This is a genomic window from Acinetobacter sp. YH01021 (genome assembly GCF_013420255.1).
Classification (GTDB): Bacteria; Pseudomonadota; Gammaproteobacteria; order Pseudomonadales; family Moraxellaceae; genus Acinetobacter.
Genome location: NZ_VOYO01000031.1, coordinates 1 through 20,257 on the forward strand (window position 1 = coordinate 1; position 20,257 = coordinate 20,257).

16 protein-coding genes and 1 pseudogene are annotated in these 20,257 nt (G+C 42.1%); 12 read left to right on the forward strand and 5 right to left on the reverse strand.

Annotated elements, in window-relative coordinates:
- Window positions 1-141: pseudogene (locus tag FTT86_RS14295) on the forward strand (IS5/IS1182 family transposase); the annotation flags it as partial.
- A 148-nt stretch (window positions 142-289) separates the two neighbouring features.
- Here FTT86_RS14295 and FTT86_RS14300 read toward each other — a convergent pair.
- From FTT86_RS14300 to FTT86_RS14315, 3 genes are all read right to left on the reverse strand, one after another.
- On the reverse strand, window positions 290-991 hold the full coding sequence (locus FTT86_RS14300; protein ID WP_005097209.1) for a VIT family protein: 702 nt from the start codon (window positions 989-991) through the stop codon (window positions 290-292).
- Between the two features lie 548 nt (window positions 992-1,539).
- Window positions 1,540-2,175 (reverse strand): 2-polyprenyl-3-methyl-6-methoxy-1,4-benzoquinone monooxygenase, encoded by a 636-nt coding sequence (gene coq7, locus FTT86_RS14310; RefSeq protein WP_005247248.1) that lies wholly within the window; start codon window positions 2,173-2,175, stop codon window positions 1,540-1,542.
- A gap of 3 nt (window positions 2,176-2,178) precedes the next feature.
- Window positions 2,179-3,498, reverse strand: coding sequence for an MFS transporter (locus FTT86_RS14315; RefSeq protein ID WP_005252124.1), 1,320 nt, complete (start codon window positions 3,496-3,498; stop codon window positions 2,179-2,181).
- Between the two features lie 174 nt (window positions 3,499-3,672).
- Between FTT86_RS14315 and FTT86_RS14320 the strand changes: the two genes are divergently transcribed.
- The 7 genes from FTT86_RS14320 (at window position 3,673) to FTT86_RS14350 (ending at window position 13,676) form a co-directional block, all read left to right on the forward strand.
- The gene (locus FTT86_RS14320; protein ID WP_005252122.1) at window positions 3,673-6,429 is read left to right on the forward strand and encodes an autotransporter assembly complex family protein; all 2,757 of its coding nucleotides are present in this window, start codon (window positions 3,673-3,675) and stop codon (window positions 6,427-6,429) included.
- Between the two features lie 35 nt (window positions 6,430-6,464).
- Entirely contained in the window at window positions 6,465-10,988 is a 4,524-nt protein-coding gene (locus tag FTT86_RS14325; RefSeq protein WP_005252120.1) for a translocation/assembly module TamB domain-containing protein, read from the forward strand.
- 329 nt (window positions 10,989-11,317) lie between these two features.
- Window positions 11,318-11,521 carry a hypothetical protein gene (locus FTT86_RS14330; RefSeq protein ID WP_005103450.1) on the forward strand — a complete coding sequence of 68 codons (204 nt, stop codon included), beginning with the start codon at window positions 11,318-11,320 and terminating at the stop codon, window positions 11,519-11,521.
- Between the two features lie 308 nt (window positions 11,522-11,829).
- Window positions 11,830-12,099, forward strand: coding sequence for a hypothetical protein (locus FTT86_RS14335; protein ID WP_005252119.1), 270 nt, complete (start codon window positions 11,830-11,832; stop codon window positions 12,097-12,099).
- 157 nt (window positions 12,100-12,256) lie between these two features.
- Entirely contained in the window at window positions 12,257-12,397 is a 141-nt protein-coding gene (locus FTT86_RS14340; protein ID WP_004645377.1) for a hypothetical protein, read from the forward strand.
- Window positions 12,398-12,556: 159 nt separating this feature from the next.
- Window positions 12,557-12,844 (forward strand): hypothetical protein, encoded by a 288-nt coding sequence (locus tag FTT86_RS14345; RefSeq protein WP_005252118.1) that lies wholly within the window; start codon window positions 12,557-12,559, stop codon window positions 12,842-12,844.
- Between the two features lie 631 nt (window positions 12,845-13,475).
- Entirely contained in the window at window positions 13,476-13,676 is a 201-nt protein-coding gene (locus FTT86_RS14350) for a hypothetical protein (protein ID WP_005103446.1), read from the forward strand.
- 229 nt (window positions 13,677-13,905) lie between these two features.
- Here FTT86_RS14350 and xseB read toward each other — a convergent pair whose 3' ends face one another.
- Together xseB and xseA are read right to left on the reverse strand one after the other, a co-directional pair.
- Entirely contained in the window at window positions 13,906-14,100 is a 195-nt protein-coding gene (gene xseB / locus FTT86_RS14355) for an exodeoxyribonuclease VII small subunit (protein ID WP_005252116.1), read from the reverse strand.
- Window positions 14,090-15,361, reverse strand: a complete 1,272-nt coding sequence (gene xseA / locus FTT86_RS14360; RefSeq protein WP_005252109.1) for an exodeoxyribonuclease VII large subunit — start codon at window positions 15,359-15,361, stop codon at window positions 14,090-14,092. Before xseA ends, xseB begins: the two co-directional genes overlap by 11 nt.
- A gap of 350 nt (window positions 15,362-15,711) precedes the next feature.
- On the opposite strand from xseA, the gene FTT86_RS14365 reads away from it, so the two are divergent.
- From FTT86_RS14365 to FTT86_RS14380, 4 genes are all read left to right on the forward strand, one after another.
- Window positions 15,712-16,146 (forward strand): I78 family peptidase inhibitor, encoded by a 435-nt coding sequence (locus FTT86_RS14365; protein ID WP_005252105.1) that lies wholly within the window; start codon window positions 15,712-15,714, stop codon window positions 16,144-16,146.
- A gap of 113 nt (window positions 16,147-16,259) precedes the next feature.
- Complete coding sequence (locus tag FTT86_RS14370; protein ID WP_005103441.1) at window positions 16,260-16,619, forward strand: hypothetical protein; 360 nt, start codon at window positions 16,260-16,262, stop codon at window positions 16,617-16,619.
- 208 nt (window positions 16,620-16,827) lie between these two features.
- Window positions 16,828-17,097: a hypothetical protein gene (locus FTT86_RS14375; RefSeq protein WP_005106642.1), complete on the forward strand. Its 270-nt coding sequence runs from the start codon at window positions 16,828-16,830 to the stop codon at window positions 17,095-17,097.
- A gap of 297 nt (window positions 17,098-17,394) precedes the next feature.
- The gene (locus FTT86_RS14380; RefSeq protein WP_005252103.1) at window positions 17,395-20,034 is read left to right on the forward strand and encodes a bifunctional aconitate hydratase 2/2-methylisocitrate dehydratase; all 2,640 of its coding nucleotides are present in this window, start codon (window positions 17,395-17,397) and stop codon (window positions 20,032-20,034) included.
- Window positions 20,035-20,257 lie beyond the last annotated feature (223 nt).

The following is a 20,257-nucleotide window of genomic DNA, read 5'->3' on the forward strand; positions in this document are numbered from 1 at the left end:
TATAAAATCAGGCATTTAGTTGAAAATATGTTTTGTAGATTAAAGCAATTTAGAGGAATAGCTACTCGATATGACAAGCTCAAAAGAAATTATCAAAGTTCTGTTGCTTTAGCCTGTATATTTTTATCGCTACCTTTATAGGGTTAATTATGAACAGTAAATGTCAACAGACCCTAATTAAACTCAAGTTTTGTTAGAGCCGCTAGTTTTTGAAAAAACATTTTTCAGTGATGTTAATAGAGGAACCGTTCAATCCTATTCTGTGTCTAACTAAAAAATAAACACATATTTAGGCAACAGACACATTAAATAATGATCCGATCCAGGCGCTGAATAACATGGCGATAATTCCCCAGAGCATGACCCGAACTGCACCTCTCCAGACACTTACTCCACCGGCATAGCTTGCCAGTGCGCCCATCATCCCCAAACTTAAAACACCAATCAGCATGACGCCTTTATCCAGATAATGTTCCGGTAAAATCATGATTGAAATTAAAGGAAATAATGAACCTACCGTAAATGCCATAGCCGAAGAAAATGCAGCGAGAAAGGGTTGGGCAGAGGTATGTGCTGAAATACCAATTTCATCCCGGGCATGGGCATCCAAGGCATTATGGTCGGTCAGCTGTTCAGCGACCTGTTGTGCCAAAGCAGGTTCCAGACCTCGTTGTATATAAATCGTTTTGAGCTCATTTAACTCATGCGTGGGATGGCGCTGCAGTTCGCGCTCTTCCATGAGTAGATCATTGGTTTCAATATCTTGCTGGGATTTAACCGAAATATATTCACCGGCCGCCATTGATGCGGCGCCAGAAATCAATCCGGCAACACAGGTCACCAATAAAATTTCCGTGGATGCTCCACTGGCTGCAATACCCACCACCAGACTGGTGACCGAAATAATCCCGTCATTTGCCCCCAGTACAGCTGCACGAAGCCAGCCCGCACGTTCGATATAATGTTTTTCAAGATGGTATGAGTGGCGCACAATGAAGCCCCTTTTTTATTATCATCATGATTATAGTAAATTTAAGTCATGTATAGATAGTAGGATTGAATCGATCTGAAAATTATCTTGAATGATCAGCTCATCGTGCGCTTGGCTGAGCATTTTATCAATCCAAGATAAAATCGAAGTGAGATTCATAATTTCAAGAAATCAGACGCACTTGATACATAATTGATTTACGAATGGTAAAAATGACTAAAGCAAATCAAGCATATACCACAAATAATCGTAAAATGATTATCAGATTGATTTAAAAGCCGAGCTAGAAATTGAGCATTTACATGAAAGCTAGATTATCTGCTGTCACATCAATTGGAAAGGCTGTCGTAAATCCAGAAAATCCAGCTAGACCTACTTTCTGAAATGAGCAAAAAATATTAAAGGATGCTGTGGGGGAATCTTTATTATTTTATAGAGCTTGTAAGTAATAAGATTGGGATATGCTTTGGGTTAATTTTATCTTGCTCAAGATTTGACATATATTAAAAAGCCCACAAATGAGTGGGCTAAAACGGCAATAATTTTATTTAAATAAAATAACTGGTTTTGGTCATCAACTTGGAAATGCCGGTCATGGCGATCTTGACTGGAACGGGTAAATCTACACCGCCAGCGTTTAAAGCTGTATCCCGATGATGCAGTTCATCTTCATTCATCTGTTCCAAGATACGACGAGAACGTTCATCCTGCGGTGGCAACTGACTAATATGATGTTGTAAATGCATGCTGACTTGACGTTCTGTTTCAGCCACAAAACCCAGACTGTATTTATCGCCTGCGATCCCGGCAATTGCACCCATACCGAAGGAAAGACCGTACCAGACCGGATTGAGCAGACTGGTATGGCTATCCAGTTCTTTTAAGCGGTCTTCACACCAAGCCAGGTGATCCTGTTCTTCAATCGCTGCCTGTTCCATTTCGCGACGCACATTCGGGAGTTTCGCCGTCATGGCCTGACCATGATACAGCGCCTGTGCACAGACTTCACCACTATGATTGACCCGCATTAAACCTGCCACATGACGTGCATCACTGACCGTTAACTGCGTTTCTACCGGTTGGGCCGGATTCTCACGTTGTGCTGAGGTCGTGCCCGGGACTAGACTGCGTAATGCCTGGTCAAAAGAGTGAATCAGTTTATCGAGACCTGTATATTGACGCATGAATTAATCTTCCAAGGGTGCTTTTGCAGTTTTGATCATTGGTTTCAGCCGGTAAAGTAGCCAGAGAGTAAACAGGCCGCTTAATACTGCGGTAATACAAAAAAGTATTTTAAGATCAAGCTCTAGAACACTTAAAATAATAATAGAAAATATAGCAGAAGATACCATGAAAACGGCATTCAGAATGTTATTTGCTGCAACCACACGCGCACGATGTGAGCGGGGAGAATGCGCCTGCATCATGGCATACAGCGGTACGATATAAAAACCGCCGCTAATTCCGAGTAAGGTAACAGCCAGCATGACATGATAATAGCTCCAATCTTGCTGAAAGACATCTGCCAGGCCAATTAATGTACCTGTACGTTCCGGAACAAAGGCCAGACTCGCAGCCAGATACAGGGCAAAGACCACCAGACCGATCGCGCCAAAAGGCACCATCTTGATATTGACCTGACTGCCGCCAATTTTACGGCATAAGTATGAACCCAGACCAATTCCGACAGAAAAAAAGGTTAAGAGGAGACTGGCGACATTTTCAGATGCATGCAGATTTTGTAATGTCAGCTGAGGAATTTGGGTCAGATAGGTTGCACCATAAAACCAGTACCATGAATTGCCCAGTAAAATGGTAAAAATCAGAGGTAAGCTTTTGGCATATTTCAAGGTCTGCAAGCTGGTGCGGAAAAAATTCCAGTCAACTTGCAGCTCAGGCGCGGGAATACTTTGTTTCAGGATATAGCGACTGGATATATAACCAATCAAGGCGATGCTGATGACGGTTAAACTGATCCAGATCAAGTTGCCGGCAGAAGCTGCAATAACTGCGCCGCCTAGAATCATACCGAACAGGATTGCCAGAGAAGTTCCGGATTGAAACAGGGCATTGCCGGACATCAGTTCATTTGGTTTCAGCACTTCAGGTAAAATGGCATATTTAATCGGGCCAAAGAAAGTGGAATGGGTGCCCATCAGGAACAGGGCAAATAACAGAATCCATAAATTACCCATGAGAAAACCGACAGTTCCCAGCAACATAATGGCAATTTCCAGAAGCTTAAGATAGCGAATTAGCTGTGAACGTTCGTATTTGTCGGCAATCTGACCGGCAGTGGCTGAAAAAATAAAATACGGCAAGATAAACAGTAAAGCCGCCAGATTATTTAAAGTGCTGATGTTGGCCGATTGCTGTTGAATCCATCCATAAGTGATGACCAGCAGTAACGCCTGTTTAAATACATTATCGTTTAATGCACCAAAAAACTGCGTCAGAAACATCGGTAAAAAGCGCCGAGAAGCTAACAAATGTTCATTTTTGTTCATATAGGCCGTGCTACATTAAGTTTTATTAAGAAATGTCAGTTATGCGTAAACATTGAGAAAAATCATGTAAGATACTTTCAGCCATGTAAAGGTAAAAACCAATTAATTAAGCTCCTTAGCTTATATTTTTCGGTCAAATAATCAATTAAAGAATGTATTCGTTTAGAGTTTGCTATGCCTGCAAAGAAAAATTTTAAAAAAACGATGCTAAATCGCAGTATGGGGCCTCTCATACCACAGCATAGTGGTATGCAGCTGTGTATGAGCATATTTTTTATGATGTTATCCCATCAGAGCATGGCACAAACTGAACAGCCCGAAACACCCGTGGCCATTTCTCAGGCAGAAATGGTGGACGAGCTATCCAAAGAAGCGATTCGTCAGGGTGTGGCCACGTCCAAAACGGAAGCGGAAGAAAAAATTGAAGAAGCCTTGGAGCCGGAAGTACCAGTTGACAGCATGTTGATGCTGGAACAACAGCAAAATGCAGGATCTGGTCTGGGCGAATTTACGCCGATCGAGTTTGATGATCTGGAAGATCTGCCAGTACAGACTATTGATCAGAACATGGCCAATGAAATTTATCAGGTAGCCGAGCAAGCCAAACAGGAAGCACAAAACTATCGCAATAGTCAGACCAGTGAAACGGTGGTGGCTGATATCAGCCAGCAAGAACTGCTGGAAATTAATCAGGCACCGGTCAATGTCGACCAGTTGATGCAATCGATTCAGGCAGACAGCCAGATTATTGTAAAAAATAATGAAGCCGGATTGACCTTGCCAGAAGTGCCGGGTCAGTTGGTTGCTGAGGATGATAAACGTCCAAATCTGTTCAAACGGCTATTTTATAAAATCCGTCCTCCACGTCAGATCATGACCGCAAGAGTTCCTCGAATTAGTGCAGATGTGGTGATCATAAATGGGCAAGGTGTGGCGCAAAGCAACGGTATGCTGAATCGTAAAGATGTACCTGAAGGCCATCTGAATTTAAGAAATAATGTCAAAGCCAAATTATCCAGTTTTACCCAAGAGTCTTTTGGCGACTTTAATTCGGCTTTGCCGCAATTACGCACCTTGTCCAGACAGGCAGCGCAGGCAGTGGGTTATTATAATGCTCAGTTCAGGTTTGAAAAAATCTCTGACAGTCGGGTTCGGGTTTTTGTGACCCCAAATGAACCGGTCCTGATCAGCAGTCAAAATATTGAATTTACTGGAGAGGGTGCGGAACAGCCACAATTCCAGGTCATCAGTCTTTTGCCTGAACAGGAAGAAGGCGATATTTTCAATCATGGCAATTATGAAAAAACCAAGACACGCATTACCACAGCAGCCAATAACAATGGTTATTTTGATTCATTCTGGCGTCTGCATGATGTAAAGATTGCTCAGCCACAAAATACTGCCGATGTGAACTTGCGTTTTGAAACGGGTGAACGTTATAAATTAGGCAATGTCGAGTTCAGAATGAGCGATCCTGAAAAGGAATTTCCGCTGGACCGAGACGTACTGGAAAGTCTGGTTCCCTGGACAGAGGGTGCAGATTATACCTTCTGGCGGGTGAATAGCCTGGCCAACAACCTAACCAACTCACGCTATTTCAATTATACACTGGTAGATGCGATTCGCCCTGATCCGCTTGATAAAGAGCTGGAACTGGCACCCGATATTCAAAGCCTGATTGAAGAACAGAAACGGAGTGAAGATCAGGCTGCTACGATGCAACCAGCTCGCTCGGTATCCTCTTCTCAGGAAGTGACCCAGAATGTCGTAGATGAAGACCAGTTTGCCGGTAGCCGCGATCAGGAAAGTGCAAATTTAAGAACTTTGCGGGTTGAGCAGCAAACCAAAGAGAATGAACAGGATCGTTTAAAAGTACAGGCACGGGAAGAGAAAAAGATTCCAGTGATTGTGACTTTAAATGCAGACCGTTTAAACAGTGCTGAAGTGGGTCTGGGTTATGGCACAGATACCGATATCCGTTTACGTGGTCAATATCGTCGTGCCATTGTGAATAAGCGTGGACATTCGTTTGATGCCAACATGGAGCTATCAGGTATCCGCCAATCCATTGATGGACGTTATAACATTCCCTATCACCATCCGCTGAATGACTATGTCAGTATTGTGGGGGGGTATGAGCGTGAAGAGCGTGAAGGTGTCGCACAGGGTGAAGGCCTGTTGATTGAATCGGCAGTCTTAGGTGCAGACCGGATTATCAAAAATCCACGTGGTAGCTGGCAACGGACTTTCGGCGCACGTTATCGTCTGGATCGCTTGAAGCAGGATGGTTCTGTCGACTTTAACCAGATTCCTGAAGCTTTTCGCTTTAATACCGAAGATGAGCAGCAATCCCTATTAGTCGGTTATGAAGTCTCACGTACCGAGAGCGATCGTCGGGTCAACCCAACCAAAGGCTTCAAACAGACCTATAAGATTGAACTGGGCAGTGAGGCTTTACTCTCTGATGCAGATATGGCCATTGTGAATGCGGGCTGGCGTTTTATCTATTCATTGGGTGAAAATGCAGACCATCAGTTTGTTGGGCGTGCCGACGCGGGTTATATTTTTACTCAAGATTTTGCCAAAGTACCGTATAACCTGAGATATTTCACCGGTGGTGACCAGAGTATCCGCGGTTTTGACTACAAGAGCCTTTCTCCGGAAATTGACGGCTTTAAAGTGGGCGGGCAGGCCTTGGGCGTGGCTTCATTAGAATATAATTATCAGTTTAAGGAAGGCTGGCGTGCTGCGGTCTTTGCAGATGCCGGAAATGCCTATAATAAAGAATTCAGTAATCCGACCGAATATGGCGCGGGTGTGGGTGTACGTTGGGCTTCACCGATTGGGCCAATACGTATAGATGTTGCGACTGGACTGTCTGATGACAATTATCCGATTCGTTTACATTTCTTTATTGGATCGCAGTTATAAAACATCATTTTAAAAAATAGTTATTTGGGTAGATCATGGTCGAGAACCAACCACAGCCAGAACAAGAACCACAAGATAGCGTTGTGCCGAAAAAGCGCCGTATATTCAGAAGCATCCTATTATCGGTGCTTTTTTCGCTGATTTTTCTGCTGTCTGTGCTGGCTCTACTATTTTCGACCAATCAAGGCAGTAAATTCCTGCTGGATCAAGTGCTAGAACGCCAGCAAATTATTCAATATGAATATGAAGGCGGTAATTTATGGCGCGGGATTATTCTTAAAAATGTGCTGGTCAGCCTGAAACCGGTCGATGTCAAAATTGATCGTGCTGATGTAAAACTGGGTTGGCGCGCGATTGTCAAAAAAGAAATTCATCTGACTGAAGCCGATGTCCTCAATCTGCAAATTATTAACAAGCAACCATCAACGGGCGAACCGTTCAAGTTTAATGCTATCCGTTTGCCTTTTATCTTGCGCGTTGATCATTTACTGCTGGATCATTTGGTCATTAAAACCCAGACCAATGCAGTTGATTTCTATAATATTGAATTAAATGAGGCGCTCTGGTCTGGCACCGAATTAAATTTTGAAGATTCCCGGATGGATATGGGCTATCTGTCAGTACGTGAAGCCACGGGTAAAATGCAGTTTGAAGGCAAATACCCTCTAGATGCTACGGGCATCGTCAATCTGCCTTCCTTAAGAGATAGCTTGAATATTCATGATATTCAGGTGAGGGCACGTGGAACACTGGACACGATTCAGGCCGGCGTAGCGACCAATACGCCTGATTTATTAACCGGTTGGGTTATCGTGCATCCGATGCGTCCTCAGGTACCGATGCGCGGCGAGTTGAAGTTCAAGGATTATCACTGGCCTATTCTAGCCGAACAGAAACTGTTTACCAAAGACGGCATTGCCGAGTTCAATGGTGATATCCAACGTCTAGATCTGAATGTCCAGACTGACCTGATTGGGGAAAATATTCCGCAAGGTCAGTATAGTGCGGTGATGTATACCGATCTGGTCAATCAGCTGAATATTACCGATCTGAATGGTCAGTTGATGAAAGGCGCAGTCAGCCTTGCCGGGACAGTGGGCTGGAAAGACCGGGTCAGCTGGGATTTGGCTGGGCGTTTGAATGGGATTGATCCTAAACATGAGCGCATTCCGCAAGTCGTACAAGATTTCTTGCCGCCAAGTCTGGATGCCAATATCGCTTCTGCGGGTAATCTGGAAAATGGCCTGCACCTTACCGGACTGGTTGATTTTGACCGCTATGAAAGCTGGAATCTGAAGCTGGATCAAAATCCGGTCAAGGGCAATAAAATACAACCGATGCTACTGGATGTTGCCTGGAAAAATATTGATCGCGCCGTACCTTATGTGGGCTGGCTCAGCAGTAAGTCTGGCGATGTTAAACTGGCATTGGTCGAAGGTCAGCAGAATATTCATGTGGCAACTAAAGTCGAGCAGCATGAAGAAGGTCTTCTGCCTGCAGGCATGTATCAGGCTAAGCTCAATCTGAACAAAAATATCCTGAATGTCCCGAGCTTTAATTACAGTGCCAATGCACAGGCAGGCAGCTTAAGCGGCAATGCACGGATTGAACTGCCACAGGAAAAACGTCAGTTAAAATGGACCGCGATATTAAATGCCAAAAATTTGAATACCCAAAGTATTGCCGCAGCTTCACCGGTAGATCGTTTGAATGGCCAGATTAAAGCCAATGGTTATGCGCAACCGAATCAGCAGATTATTAAACTGAATAGTGTCGACCTGACCGGACGACTGGCGGAGCAAAATGAAACCGTACGTTTGACTGGAAACAGCACCATTGCCTTGTTATTCCATAATGAAAAAGCGGGTGGCGGATTTAAAGGTTATGCGGTGAATTATGATGGTGCTTTAAATGCCAGTCAGCTTAAAGCCAGTCAGGGTATGCTGAAACTGCGCGTTTCAGGTACCCCGGAAATGTTGAAAATCAATGAATTCCGTCATGATGGTGTGGCTGGCAAGATTAATGCCAGTGGTCTGGTCAATCTGGCGAATGGTATTGGCTGGGATATCAACGCATCCTTAATCCGCTTTAAGCCGCAATATTTTAATGCCAAACTGAAAGGCGAATTGTCTGGCAATGTGCAAACCCAAGGCGTTTGGTCAGATGCCTTAAAACGTATTCAGATTCAACGCTTGAATCTGGCGGGTATGCTGAATAATAAACCGGTACGTGGTACAGGTAATTTATCGGTCATTATCAATTCAAACCAGCGCGGTTTTGTACCACAGCAGTTCGAAGCCAATAACCTGTTCCTGTCTTATGCCAGCAACCAGATTCAGGCGACCGGTAATGCACAGAATCTCCAATTGAAAGTCAATGCACCAGCACTGTTTGAATTATATCCAGGTTTAAGAGGTCGCGCGCAGGGCTATATTAATATGCAGGCACAACCACGGTTACAGGCTTCTGCTAATCTGTCTATCGATAATTTTGCCTTTAAAAACCTGTTTAGCGTGCAGAAAGTTCGTGTTCGCGGACAGTTACCGACATCGCAAAGCACACCAACTTTATTGACCGCGACAATGGATCGCCTGCGTAGCGGTTCACGCGAGATTGTACGCGGTGAGATATCATTGGCTGGTACTCGTGCTGCACACATTCTCAAAGTGCAGGCAGAAAACCGCCTATCAAAATTCTTTGTACAGCTCGCCGGTGGCTTTAATGCCCAAAATAACTGGCTGGGTCAGATTCAAAAAGGTGATTTTGACTCTTTACGTGCCCGTCTGGTGCAACGTCAAAATGCAGCAGTGATTTATAACACTGCTCAATCGGATCTGTTTGTTGGTGCTCATTGCTGGATGAGTCAGCAAAGCCAGTTGTGTTTTGATCAGCCGATTAGGGTCAACAAAACCCGTGGCAGTGCCTCTTTTATTACCCAAAACCTTGATCTGGAAGATTTCAGTGCATTCCTGCCTGATGGATTGGCGTTGACAGGTAAAGTTAATGGTTATGCCAAGGCTGCCTGGGCACAAGGTGCCAAACCTAAAATTGACGCGCGTCTGGTGACGCGTAATGGTGTGGTAGGCCTATCTTCTGAAGATCCAGATTATTTGGGTTCTACCCTTAAATATGATGAAGTCGGGTTGGTCGCAAAAAGCGTGGCAGATGGCTTGCAACTTCGTCTGGATGTCAAAACACCGGATATCGGAACCGGCTATGCCAATGTCATTATTGATCCATATCGGGACAGTAAACCGATGCGTGGTGAAATTGCCTTTAACCAGGTACAGCTCAAGGTCTTTAAGCCATTTATTCAGGACATCCGTAATCTGGACGGGATTTTATCTTATGCCGGAAAAATTAGCGGAACTTTAACGGATCCCTTACTTGAGGGTGAGGTTCGAGTCAAAGATGCTTCGATTAGCATGATCTCCTTGCCGGTGAACTTGACCAACGTACAACTTTACTCATCCATACGTCAGAATTCTGCCAGTATCAATGGCGCATTTAACAGTGGTCGTGGTGTGGGTAAATTAACCGGATCGGTCGACTGGAAAGGCGATCCGCGAGTGCAGTTAAAACTGCAAGGTGACAATCTGCTGATTCGTCAGGCACCATTAATTACTGCTGTGGTGACACCTGATTTGACTCTGGACATGTATCCATTTAATAAAAAACTGAGTCTGAGTGGCACAGTCGATGTACCGCGTGCGTTGATTTCAATGCCAGAAGCCTCAGAACCTGTAGTCGGTTTATCTTCAGATGTACGGGTCGTGCGTGAAGGTGATGATCAGTTGGCGATCTTGAAGTCAGCACGTCCTTGGGATATCCGGGCAGATGTAGCTGTTTCTTTAGGGAATCAGGTCATCTTCCAGGGCTTTGACAGTCGTATTCCGCTATTGGGTCGAGTCAATCTGTCACAGCGTGGTCTGGAAACTGCAATGCGTGCCAATGGTGCAATCGGGGTGTCACAACGAGTGAAAATCGAAGCCTATGGCCAAAGTCTGGACCTGAATCGTGCTATCGCGCGTTTTAATGGTGAACTTACCAATCCGACGCTGGACATTGATGCCAATAAATCGGTTCAGGGTAGTACGGTCGGGGTACGGGTAACGGGGACGGCATCGAGTCCAAGTATTCAGATTTATAATGATGCGGGCTTGTCAGAACAGGAAGCCTTGAATGCCTTGATTACCGGTCGTGTTAATGAGGGTGTATCTGGTTTAAGCCAGGCTGAAGGATTTAGATCCGATGTGAATAATACGATCGCTGCTGCGGGGATTAGTTTGGGCTTGGGTAGCACCCGCGCACTGACCAACCAGATCGGGCGCAGTTTTGGCTTAACTGGTCTAGCTCTGGATGCTCAAGGTACAGGAGATGATACCCAGGTTTCTGTGACTGGTTATATTACGCCTGATTTATATCTCCGTTATGGAGTCGGGGTATTTACACCGGTGAATAAGCTCACTTTACGCTATCAGGTAAATCAGCGCTTGTATCTGGAAGCGAGTCAGTCTTTAGAACGTGCGATTGACTTGTTCTATAATTGGCGCTTCTAATTTAAGCAATAAAAAAGCCCTAAAATTTTAGGGCTCTTTTATTGGGAGACAGCACAAAGATTTTATTAGCTATAAAGTAGATTGATGTCATAGTCAGCAGAAGCATTGATCTCTAAATTCAATCTCTATACATATATGACAATAGAGTTACGAGTAGAGAAAGAATTTAGGATGAGACTTCAGGGTGAAGAAAACTGATCATCGTATAATTCAACTATCACATATAGAAAATCAATTAAAATATGCAATAACAGACTGAAAATCAATAAAACCATAATAAAAATAGGTGTATATTGAAAATACGATTTCACGCATAAGAGCATCTTCGCATGTCGACTAAATTTATCATCCGTTTTGCTGCGATTCTATTTTCTGTACTTATTTTGACTGCATTAGCCATTCAATTTTTCTTTAAATCGGATGTAACCGTAGTTCTATGGATTTTCGCTGTACCTTTCATTTTGGGCATTCCAATTTTGGCTTCTGTTGTATTGACCACCAATGATGAACTTGATATTCATAGCGTTAATTAGGCTTGAACCTTAAACTGGCGCATTTAAAGTGCATCTGATCTTTACTGATAGAGCAGCCGACATTTGCACTTTGTTCAATAAAATAGACCTTATTTTAAAGCAATGCAGGTCAGTTAAGCATGCATCAGAAAATGTAGTAAAAATGAGTGTATGTTTACGCTCATTTTTTATCAGCTTACTCCAGAATTTGGATTTCACTCTCAAATCATCATGATTTACATAAACTCTAAGAAATAAGGGAATATTCTTATCATTATTCATTCAAAATAGGTCTTCATCATAAAACTCAACATTTTAGAGAAAACAGAATGCCTAAAAATAATTATCTACCAGCTCTAGAACAAGTTTATGACTTTTTAAAGGAACGACCAGGTTTTAAGGATAAAAGTGAATTTGATAAAGCGGTAGAGTATTTTAGAGCTTTACATGAAAGTGATCCTCTGGATTTCAGAGTTCAAGCACCGAATACTGTCGCTGGAAAATTTGGGGCCAAAGAGACTATAAATTTAGGGTCTATGCCAGAATTCAGTAATAAGGAAAATTTCCTTAACTGGATAGATACACAAATTAACCACTAGTTGAAAGACTTTAAGCAAACACATCATCCGGCAGGTTTTCATTTATTATTCATACATTCATTAACATGTAGTACAGAAAACAATCGAAACTGAGTTGGAAAACTACAAATTTGAATGATAACTTTGTATTCAAATCTTCCCAGTAAAGAGGTGAGCAATGAAGTTGTTGACTTTGGTTGGTATGGGAGTAGCAGCGAGTTATTGTTATAAAACTATGAAAAATGGCAAGCTTGCTCTTTCAAAACCTGACTTTGATGAAAGTGTAAAACGATTTGTACTGCAAGAATTTGCAGCTTAGTTCTTCACGATATATTTTCCAAAAAGGCTCATCGGAAGATGGGCTTTTTTATTTTCTAAAAATTTATAATTCTAATATTCAGATTAAAAGCAGTTTAATTATAGCCACCATGTTATAAACCTACCTCGTGATCTATTTTAAATAATTAAATGAGAACTAATGGATGATGAAGATGGAAATGAATGGTGCGAGCTTATATATTCTGAAGCCTTGAGAATATATAAACCAACAAAATACAACACAGTCAACAAACTGAGATTCTTTGCCCTGATTTTAGAATTATTCGCAGAAATGCAGCATGAGGATGCAATGATTCAAGTAAAGACTGTGAATGTGAAACTTAAATTGAGATCTAAAAATTACATTTTTTGGGTGTTTGAAATGCCTGATTTTCAGGATAAGACGTTATTTTTAACTTATATGTCTAGCAAATTAAGTCAGCTATAAGGTGTCGTTGAAGGTTAAAATCGTCAATCAATTTAACAAGCATAGTTTTTCTTATACTAATGGTCTATTTATATATTTTTATCAATAGCTTGCTTATTCTCTAGTCGTTGCTCACTTTGACAACATACCTGAATCAGCGCAAAAGTGATAAAGGGAAAGGCCCATCGAAAGGTGGGCTTTTTTAATATGTACAGCTTATTGAACGAAAAGTAACTTAAAGCAAATGTAAGAGAACAGTTTATTAATACTCCCTATACTTTATTGATAAATTCACAGTGCTATAGTCATTTTGCGAAAACAAGAAGACGCAAATAATACGAAGAAAGTGACTACAGCACTAGCCCGCTTATTTGAAAGAGTAAGCGGGCTTTTTAATTGAAAAATTAATGTAATATTATGCTAATGTATAAATTATAAGTTTATATATAATGCATGAATAGATTCTATCGCTGTAGTTTCTTTCCAATTTCAGCCTCCTTCCCTAAGGAGGCATTTTTTTGTCGATAGAAAAGTAATGTTCCAATGACTATTGTGTTTATTCAGTTACACAAATGATCATCGTTGACTCTTGAATGAATCTTTCAAATATTTGAGCATGATATTTTATTGGTTAAATAAGTGATGGATCGCCATGATAAATGAAGAAAAGCCTTTGAACTTTGACGACGATAGTGAGCCTCAAGATTTCGAAGATGAAGAATTTATCGATGATAAGAAAGAGGATGAAATGTACAATGCTATTACCAAAGATGGTTCTAGTGTTGATCCTGCGGATGATGGGACGCGTCATATTCGCCCTGAAGACGGTGATCCGATAGAAATTGAAGAGTAATAAAAAGCCCAATTTAATATTGGGCTTTTTTATCGTCTGGTGGATGAGAATGAAAATACAATATTTCCCATTTAGAATTGAGCGGATTGATCAAAATCCCCATCTAGAAAATTTAAATAGTCATTGAAATGATTTTTTTCACTTAATAAAAAAGCCCTCATTCATGAGAGCTTTTATGTCAATTCAATCTAGCAGAATAGCCTAAGAAAATATTTAAAATGGGGTGCAATTAATCTTTAAACGTCTCATTTAACGCAGTTTGAACCGCGTCAACCCGTGCCTTGCAAGCTTTATAAGCAGTCATGGATTCTTCCACGATTTTCATCAAGTTATCAATATCCGGTTCCTGCTGAGATTCGAGCAGTTCCGCATTCTTTTTCAAGATGTCATAGCCTTGTTGGAAGCTCAAAGTATCATGATTCATGAGGAAATACCTGTATAAGTTGTGCTGAAAAAATGCCGTCATGCAATTCGACTTCAACCAGATCATTGGGCTGAATCTGTTGAATAGATGCAACCACATGTTCTTGCTGGCGCACGATGGCATAACCCTTGGATAAAACATGTTTAGGATTTTGTAGTAGCGTTTCCCGCATCAAGGCATCGAGCTGCTGATTAATTAGCTGGGTATGCTGCTGGGCCAGACTGGCAGTATTGGCTTTGATCTGTTGCAGACGTTGCAGGGCATCCATAATCTGGTTATTGGCCAGACTTTGAATCAGTTTCAAAAATTGATCATTCTGATTTTGATAAGCCTGAATCTGTTGCTGAGATAAACGCTGAATGCGCTGTAGATAATTCAGGACATCTTGGGTCAGTTCAAAGATATGATTGCGGATTCCTGCAATGACTTTACTCGGAGTATCAAAGGAGCGATGCGCAATCTCATCCAGAATGGTACGGTCTTTTTCATGCCCGATGCCGACCCAGACCGGCACCGAACGTTTACAAAGCAGGGCAGCCAGATCATAATCATTCAAATAAGCCAGATCATTGACTGCGCCACCACCTCGTATAATCACAATCAGATCCGGTGCTGTATTATAAGTCTGTGCCCATTGTTTGAGCGCTTGCGCCAGATTTTGCATAATACTTTGCGGGGCAGTATTTCCCTGAAAAGTCGCACTGTAGTAAATAAACTCACACACCTGCGCACGCTGAAGTGCATCGGCATCTTTTTTAAAATCTCCCAGGCCTGCTGCATTTTCGGGAGCAATCACCAGAATCCGGTTCAGGTCAAAAGGACTGGGCAAGTTTTTATTGCGTTGAATCAGTCCTTCAGTCGTCAACCGCTCAACAATCTGCTGATAACGCCGGGCAATATCTCCTAAGGTATAGCCCGAATCAATCTCGACAATATTTAAAGAAAAGCCATATTGCGGATCAAAGTTGGCTTTGACTTTAATCAGCACTTTCAGATCGCGACTCAGCTCAATTCCGCTTTCACGTTCAAACTGCGTGACAATTTTCTGGGCACTAAATTTCCAGATGGTCGCTCGGCAACTGGCAATCACCTGATCGCTGTCGGCTTCTTTTTCTGCCAGCTCCAGATAATAATGGCCGGCTTTAATACTTAGATTACGAATCTCGGCTTTGACCCATACTGGTGTATCGAAAGTGAGTTTGACCACTTCCTGAACCGTAGCAAGATATTCCTTGAGGGAGAGTTGAGGATCGTCTGTCATGCCAATAGAAAGTTTAAAATTCAATCAAATATTAAATCAATCCAGCACAGATCACAAATTTAAAAGTGAAGGCATATTTGAATGATGTAATGACAATGCAATGCTATTGAAATGCATAATCACTTGGTTTAGGCGATTCATTCGGAATTTTCGTATTTTGTAGAGGCTCTTCTCTTCTGTTTATCTTGTTCATTGAGAGAGTTTATAGCGTTGAAGTCCTTAATTCATAAATGTGTTATTTCCATTCTTTAATGAAAAAGCACGGTTAAAAATGTACACAGACTTGTGTCTGGCAAGGACCAGGAAATATGCTAAATTGGTGAAGAATTATTGAAGAAGAATAGGCTCTCATGAAAAAAACAATGCTGTTCGGTTTGCTGGCTGTCGCTTTAAGCGCATGTACTACCACGCCGCAATCTAAGACGGAAGCTCCTAAAATAGGTTCAGCGAATCCTGCAAGCGCTTATTGTGTCAATCAGGGTGGCAAGCTTGAAATTCGTACTGAAAGCAATGGTCAGGTCGGATATTGCCATTTAAAGAATGGTCAGGTGGTCGAGGAGTGGGAATTACTGCACATGAATCAACCTAAATGTATTGCTGATCAGGCAGCGGAATTGGTCGGTCAGTCCAATTTGACTGAAGCGCAAATCAAGCAGAAAACCAAGGCACAAATTGTACGTATGGTCGAACCGGGTCAAGCGGTGACTATGGATTATCGTGAAGAACGAGTGACTGTCACCGTAGATCCTGCAAGCAAAAAGATTATTCAAGCTTCATGCGGTTAATCACATAAAATGAAAAAGCCCATTGATGGGCTTTTTTTAATTCATTACAACTGGCATTTTGAAATGACAAATCTTCCCCGATCTTTTATATTGCCCCTCGGAAGGAGAAATTCATGAAAAAGTTATTGGCTTTATCGTTTATGCTGGCGCTTGCCGGTTGTGCCGAGAAGAAACCCTTAACCCCTGAAGAGCAGTGGCAAGGTTATTGTCGAAGTGTCGGAAATGCGGCGCGTACCATTATGCTGGATCGTCAGAATGCGATTGAGAAAGAAAAAGCAATCGAGCATGCCAACAAGATCGATGATGAAACCACCAAAGGTTTTATCCTGAATATTATTGATGAAGTCTATGCGATTCCAGCCGAAGAGATTAAGGTAGATGTAAAAGCAGCCCGTGAAAAAGTCCGCGCTGAATTTACTGCAAAGTGTATTGCGACACCGCATGATGAATTACCAGATTACAAACCGTTCTAAGGAACGGTTTGTAATCTGCATAAAATCATTCAACTCATATTTCCCATTAAACGTATTTAAATATACACATCTTCAAAAGACTGAAAAATAGAAATAGCCTAAGCAAAAAATGTACACTTTGTGACAATTTTTAAATCTAAAATATAGAAATACTTATCTTTATATTGAATAATGAATTTAACTCCAATTAACCAAGGAGTAGCACAATATGGAAGTCGTAAGATATTTGCATCATTCTGATCTACTGCTGGAAGATGAAGAAGGTGTGGTCATTATTGGCGGCAGTCGCTATGTACTCAGCGTTGGTGACAAAGTCGTTTTAAAGAAGATGCTAGAACAAGATAAAAAGCTTTATCAGATTGATATTTCCTTTGCCAGCAATAATCACAGTACAACCTGTGAAGATGAATGCGTGGTGAAATTCCAAGGCTGCCGAGACTCATATCAGCAGTATTTAAACTCGACCACTGTACACTAAGGTGGAGTATCTTTTTAACGTCAAATCAGGCAACATCAGGGTTGCCTTTTTTATGCATTAAATTCAGTTAAAAGGGCCTATTCATGGGCTTGTTTCGTGTGGTGTAAGCTGGAACTGATTATGGAATAATCATTAAGAGCATCATTTAGTTATAAAATAACGAGCATCACGAAGAAACACTTGAGTTGCATTAACTTTTAACTGGAAATTTAGTAAAATTTCGGAGTCCATATTATTTATGAAGCTTGGAATAAGCAGGAATTCATAAGTAATTTTTTAAAAAAGAGGAATAACACTGTGCTAGAAGCTTACCGCCAACACGTTGAAGAACGTGCCGCACTCGGAGTCCCACCGAAGCCACTTGACGATGCCCAAACAGCTGCATTAGTTGAACTACTAAAAAACCCGCCAGCTGGTGAAGAAGCATACTTGGTAGATTTGCTTGAAAACCGTGTACCAGCAGGTGTTGACCAAGCTGCATATGTAAAAGCTGCGTTCTTAGCTGCATTGGCAAAAGGCGAAGCAACCTCTCCACTCGTTTCTAAAGAACGTGCTGTTTACTTACTAGGTACTATGCTTGGTGGTTATAACGTAGCGCCTTTAGTTGAACTTTTAGACAATGCTGAGCTTGCTGAACTTGCAGCTGAAGCATTGAAAAAAACGCTTCTTGTATTTGATGCATTCCATGACGTTGCTGATAAAGCAAAAGCTGGTAACGCAAATGCTCAAGCAGTTATGCAGTCTTGGGCAGACGCTGAATGGTTCACTAGCCGTAAAGACGTTCCTGAAGAAATCAAACTGACTGTTTTTAAAGTAACTGGCGAGACCAACACTGACGACTTGTCACCTGCACAAGACGCTTGGAGCCGTCCAGACATTCCATTGCACGCAAATGCAATGTTGAAAAACGTACGTGACGGGATCAATCCAGAAGTTCCTGGTGAAGTGGGTCCACTTAACCAAATTAAAGAATTGATCGCGAAAGGCAACCAGGTTGCTTACGTTGGTGACGTTGTTGGTACAGGTTCATCTCGTAAATCTGCAACTAACTCTGTACTTTGGTTCTTCGGTGACGACATTCCGCACATCCCGAACAAAAAAGACGGTGGTTACTGCCTAGGTTCTAAAATCGCTCCAATTTTCTTCAACACGATGGAAGATGCTGGTGCGTTACCGATCGAGATCGATGTTGCTAACATGAACATGGGCGATGAAATCGTTCTTAAGATCGATCACGCTGCTGCTAAAGTAACTGCGTTCAAAGACGGCGCGCAAATCGCTGAAGCTGAACTTAAAACTCCAGTTCTTCTAGACGAAGTTCGTGCTGGCGGTCGTATTAACCTGATCGTAGGTCGTGGTTTGACGACTAAGGCGCGTGAAGCTTTAGGTCTTCCAGTATCTACAATGTTCCGTACTCCGGTTCAGCCTGCTGCAACTGGCAAAGGTTTCACTCAAGCTCAGAAGATGGTTGGTCGCGCTTGTGGTCTTCCTGAAGGTCAAGGTGTACTTCCAGGTACTTATTGTGAACCTAAGATGACTACTGTTGGTTCGCAAGATACAACTGGTCCAATGACTCGTGACGAATTGAAAGACTTGGCTTGCCTGGGCTTCTCTGCTGACCTTGTTATGCAATCTTTCTGTCATACAGCTGCGTATCCAAAACCAGTTGACGTTCAAATGCAACACTCGCTTCCTGATTTCATCATGAACCGTGGTGGTGTGTCTTTACGCCCAGGTGACGGTATTATTCACTCTTGGTTAAACCGTATGCTTCTTCCAGATACTGTTGGTACTGGTGGTGACTCGCATACTCGTTTCCCAATCGGTATTTCATTCCCGGCGGGTTCTGGTCTTGTAGCGTTCGCTGCAGCAACTGGTGTTATGCCACTTGATATGCCTGAATCTGTACTTGTGAAGTTCAAAGGTAAAATGCAGCCTGGTATCACTCTACGTGACCTTGTACATGCAATTCCTTACTACGCAATTAAGGAAGGTGACTTAACTGTAGAGAAGAAAGGTAAGAAAAACATCTTCTCTGGTCGTATCCTTGAGATCGACTTAACAGAAATGGAAACTGACCTGACTGTTGAGCAAGCATTCGAACTTTCTGATGCTTCTGCTGAACGTTCAGCTGCTGGTTGTTCTATCACACTTTCTGAAGAGAAAGTTGCTGAATACCTTCGTTCAAACATCACCATGTTGAAGTGGATGATTTCTGAAGGTTATGGCGATGCGCGTACGATGGCTCGTCGTGTTGAGAACATGGAAAAATGGTTGGCTAACCCAAGCCTGATCAAAGCAGATGCTGATGCTGAATACACCAAAGTGTATGAAATCGATCTTGCAGACATCAAAGAACCTATTCTTTGCTGCCCGAATGATCCAGATGATGCGAAACTTCTTTCTGATGTTCAAGGCGCAAAAATTGACGAAGTATTCGTTGGTTCTTGTATGACTAACATCGGTCACTTCCGTGCGACTGGTAAGTTGTTAGAAAAAGTTCCTGGTGGTGCGTTGTCAACTCGTTTGTGGATTGCTCCACCTACGCGTATGGACGAACATCAGTTGATGGAAGAAGGTTTCTATAACATTTATGGTAAAGCTGGCGCGCGTACTGAAATGCCAGGTTGTTCATTATGTATGGGTAACCAAGCACGTGTAGCTCCGAACACAACTTGTGTATCGACTTCTACTCGTAACTTCCCGAACCGTCTAGGTCAAGGTGCTAACGTTTACTTGGCTTCTGCTGAACTTGCTTCTGTTGCTGCTGTATTGGGTAAATTACCTTCTCCAGAAGAATATCAACAGTACGCAGCTCAAATTGACAGCATGTCAGCTGACATCTATCAATACTTAAGCTTCGACAAGATGAGCGAATATACTGACGCTGCTAAAGACGTTGATACTAAGAAAATTGCTGCTGCTCAATTAACTTAATTGTTGATTAAAAAGTAGTTTAAAATAAGGGCTGATTTATCAGCCCTTATTTTTTATAATTGTTGTTTTTATAAATAATAATAATTAGAATTAAGTGGCTTTGTTGCACAAACCTATCTGTAAAGGCTTTTTCAGCGATATAATTTTCAAATGAAGAAGCCTACACACAAAATCTACCGCACAACCAATTGGCCCGCATATAACCGAGCACTCATGAGTCGCG

Bases quoted from the DNA above. Each gene is read 5' to 3' on its own strand.
- coq7 (WP_005247248.1), bottom strand. From the start codon at position 2,175: ATGCGTCAATATACAGGTCTCGATAAACTGATTCACTCTTTTGACCAG.
- FTT86_RS14315 (WP_005252124.1), bottom strand. From the start codon at position 3,498: ATGAACAAAAATGAACATTTGTTAGCTTCTCGGCGCTTTTTACCGATG.
- FTT86_RS14320 (WP_005252122.1), top strand. From the start codon at position 3,673: ATGCCTGCAAAGAAAAATTTTAAAAAAACGATGCTAAATCGCAGTATG.
- FTT86_RS14325 (WP_005252120.1), top strand. From the start codon at position 6,465: ATGGTCGAGAACCAACCACAGCCAGAACAAGAACCACAAGATAGCGTT.
- FTT86_RS14330 (WP_005103450.1), top strand. From the start codon at position 11,318: ATGTCGACTAAATTTATCATCCGTTTTGCTGCGATTCTATTTTCTGTA.
- FTT86_RS14335 (WP_005252119.1), top strand. From the start codon at position 11,830: ATGCCTAAAAATAATTATCTACCAGCTCTAGAACAAGTTTATGACTTT.
- FTT86_RS14340 (WP_004645377.1), top strand. From the start codon at position 12,257: ATGAAGTTGTTGACTTTGGTTGGTATGGGAGTAGCAGCGAGTTATTGT.
- FTT86_RS14345 (WP_005252118.1), top strand. From the start codon at position 12,557: ATGGATGATGAAGATGGAAATGAATGGTGCGAGCTTATATATTCTGAA.
- FTT86_RS14350 (WP_005103446.1), top strand. From the start codon at position 13,476: ATGATAAATGAAGAAAAGCCTTTGAACTTTGACGACGATAGTGAGCCT.
- xseB (WP_005252116.1), bottom strand. From the start codon at position 14,100: ATGAATCATGATACTTTGAGCTTCCAACAAGGCTATGACATCTTGAAA.
- xseA (WP_005252109.1), bottom strand. From the start codon at position 15,361: ATGACAGACGATCCTCAACTCTCCCTCAAGGAATATCTTGCTACGGTT.
- FTT86_RS14365 (WP_005252105.1), top strand. From the start codon at position 15,712: ATGAAAAAAACAATGCTGTTCGGTTTGCTGGCTGTCGCTTTAAGCGCA.
- FTT86_RS14370 (WP_005103441.1), top strand. From the start codon at position 16,260: ATGAAAAAGTTATTGGCTTTATCGTTTATGCTGGCGCTTGCCGGTTGT.
- FTT86_RS14375 (WP_005106642.1), top strand. From the start codon at position 16,828: ATGGAAGTCGTAAGATATTTGCATCATTCTGATCTACTGCTGGAAGAT.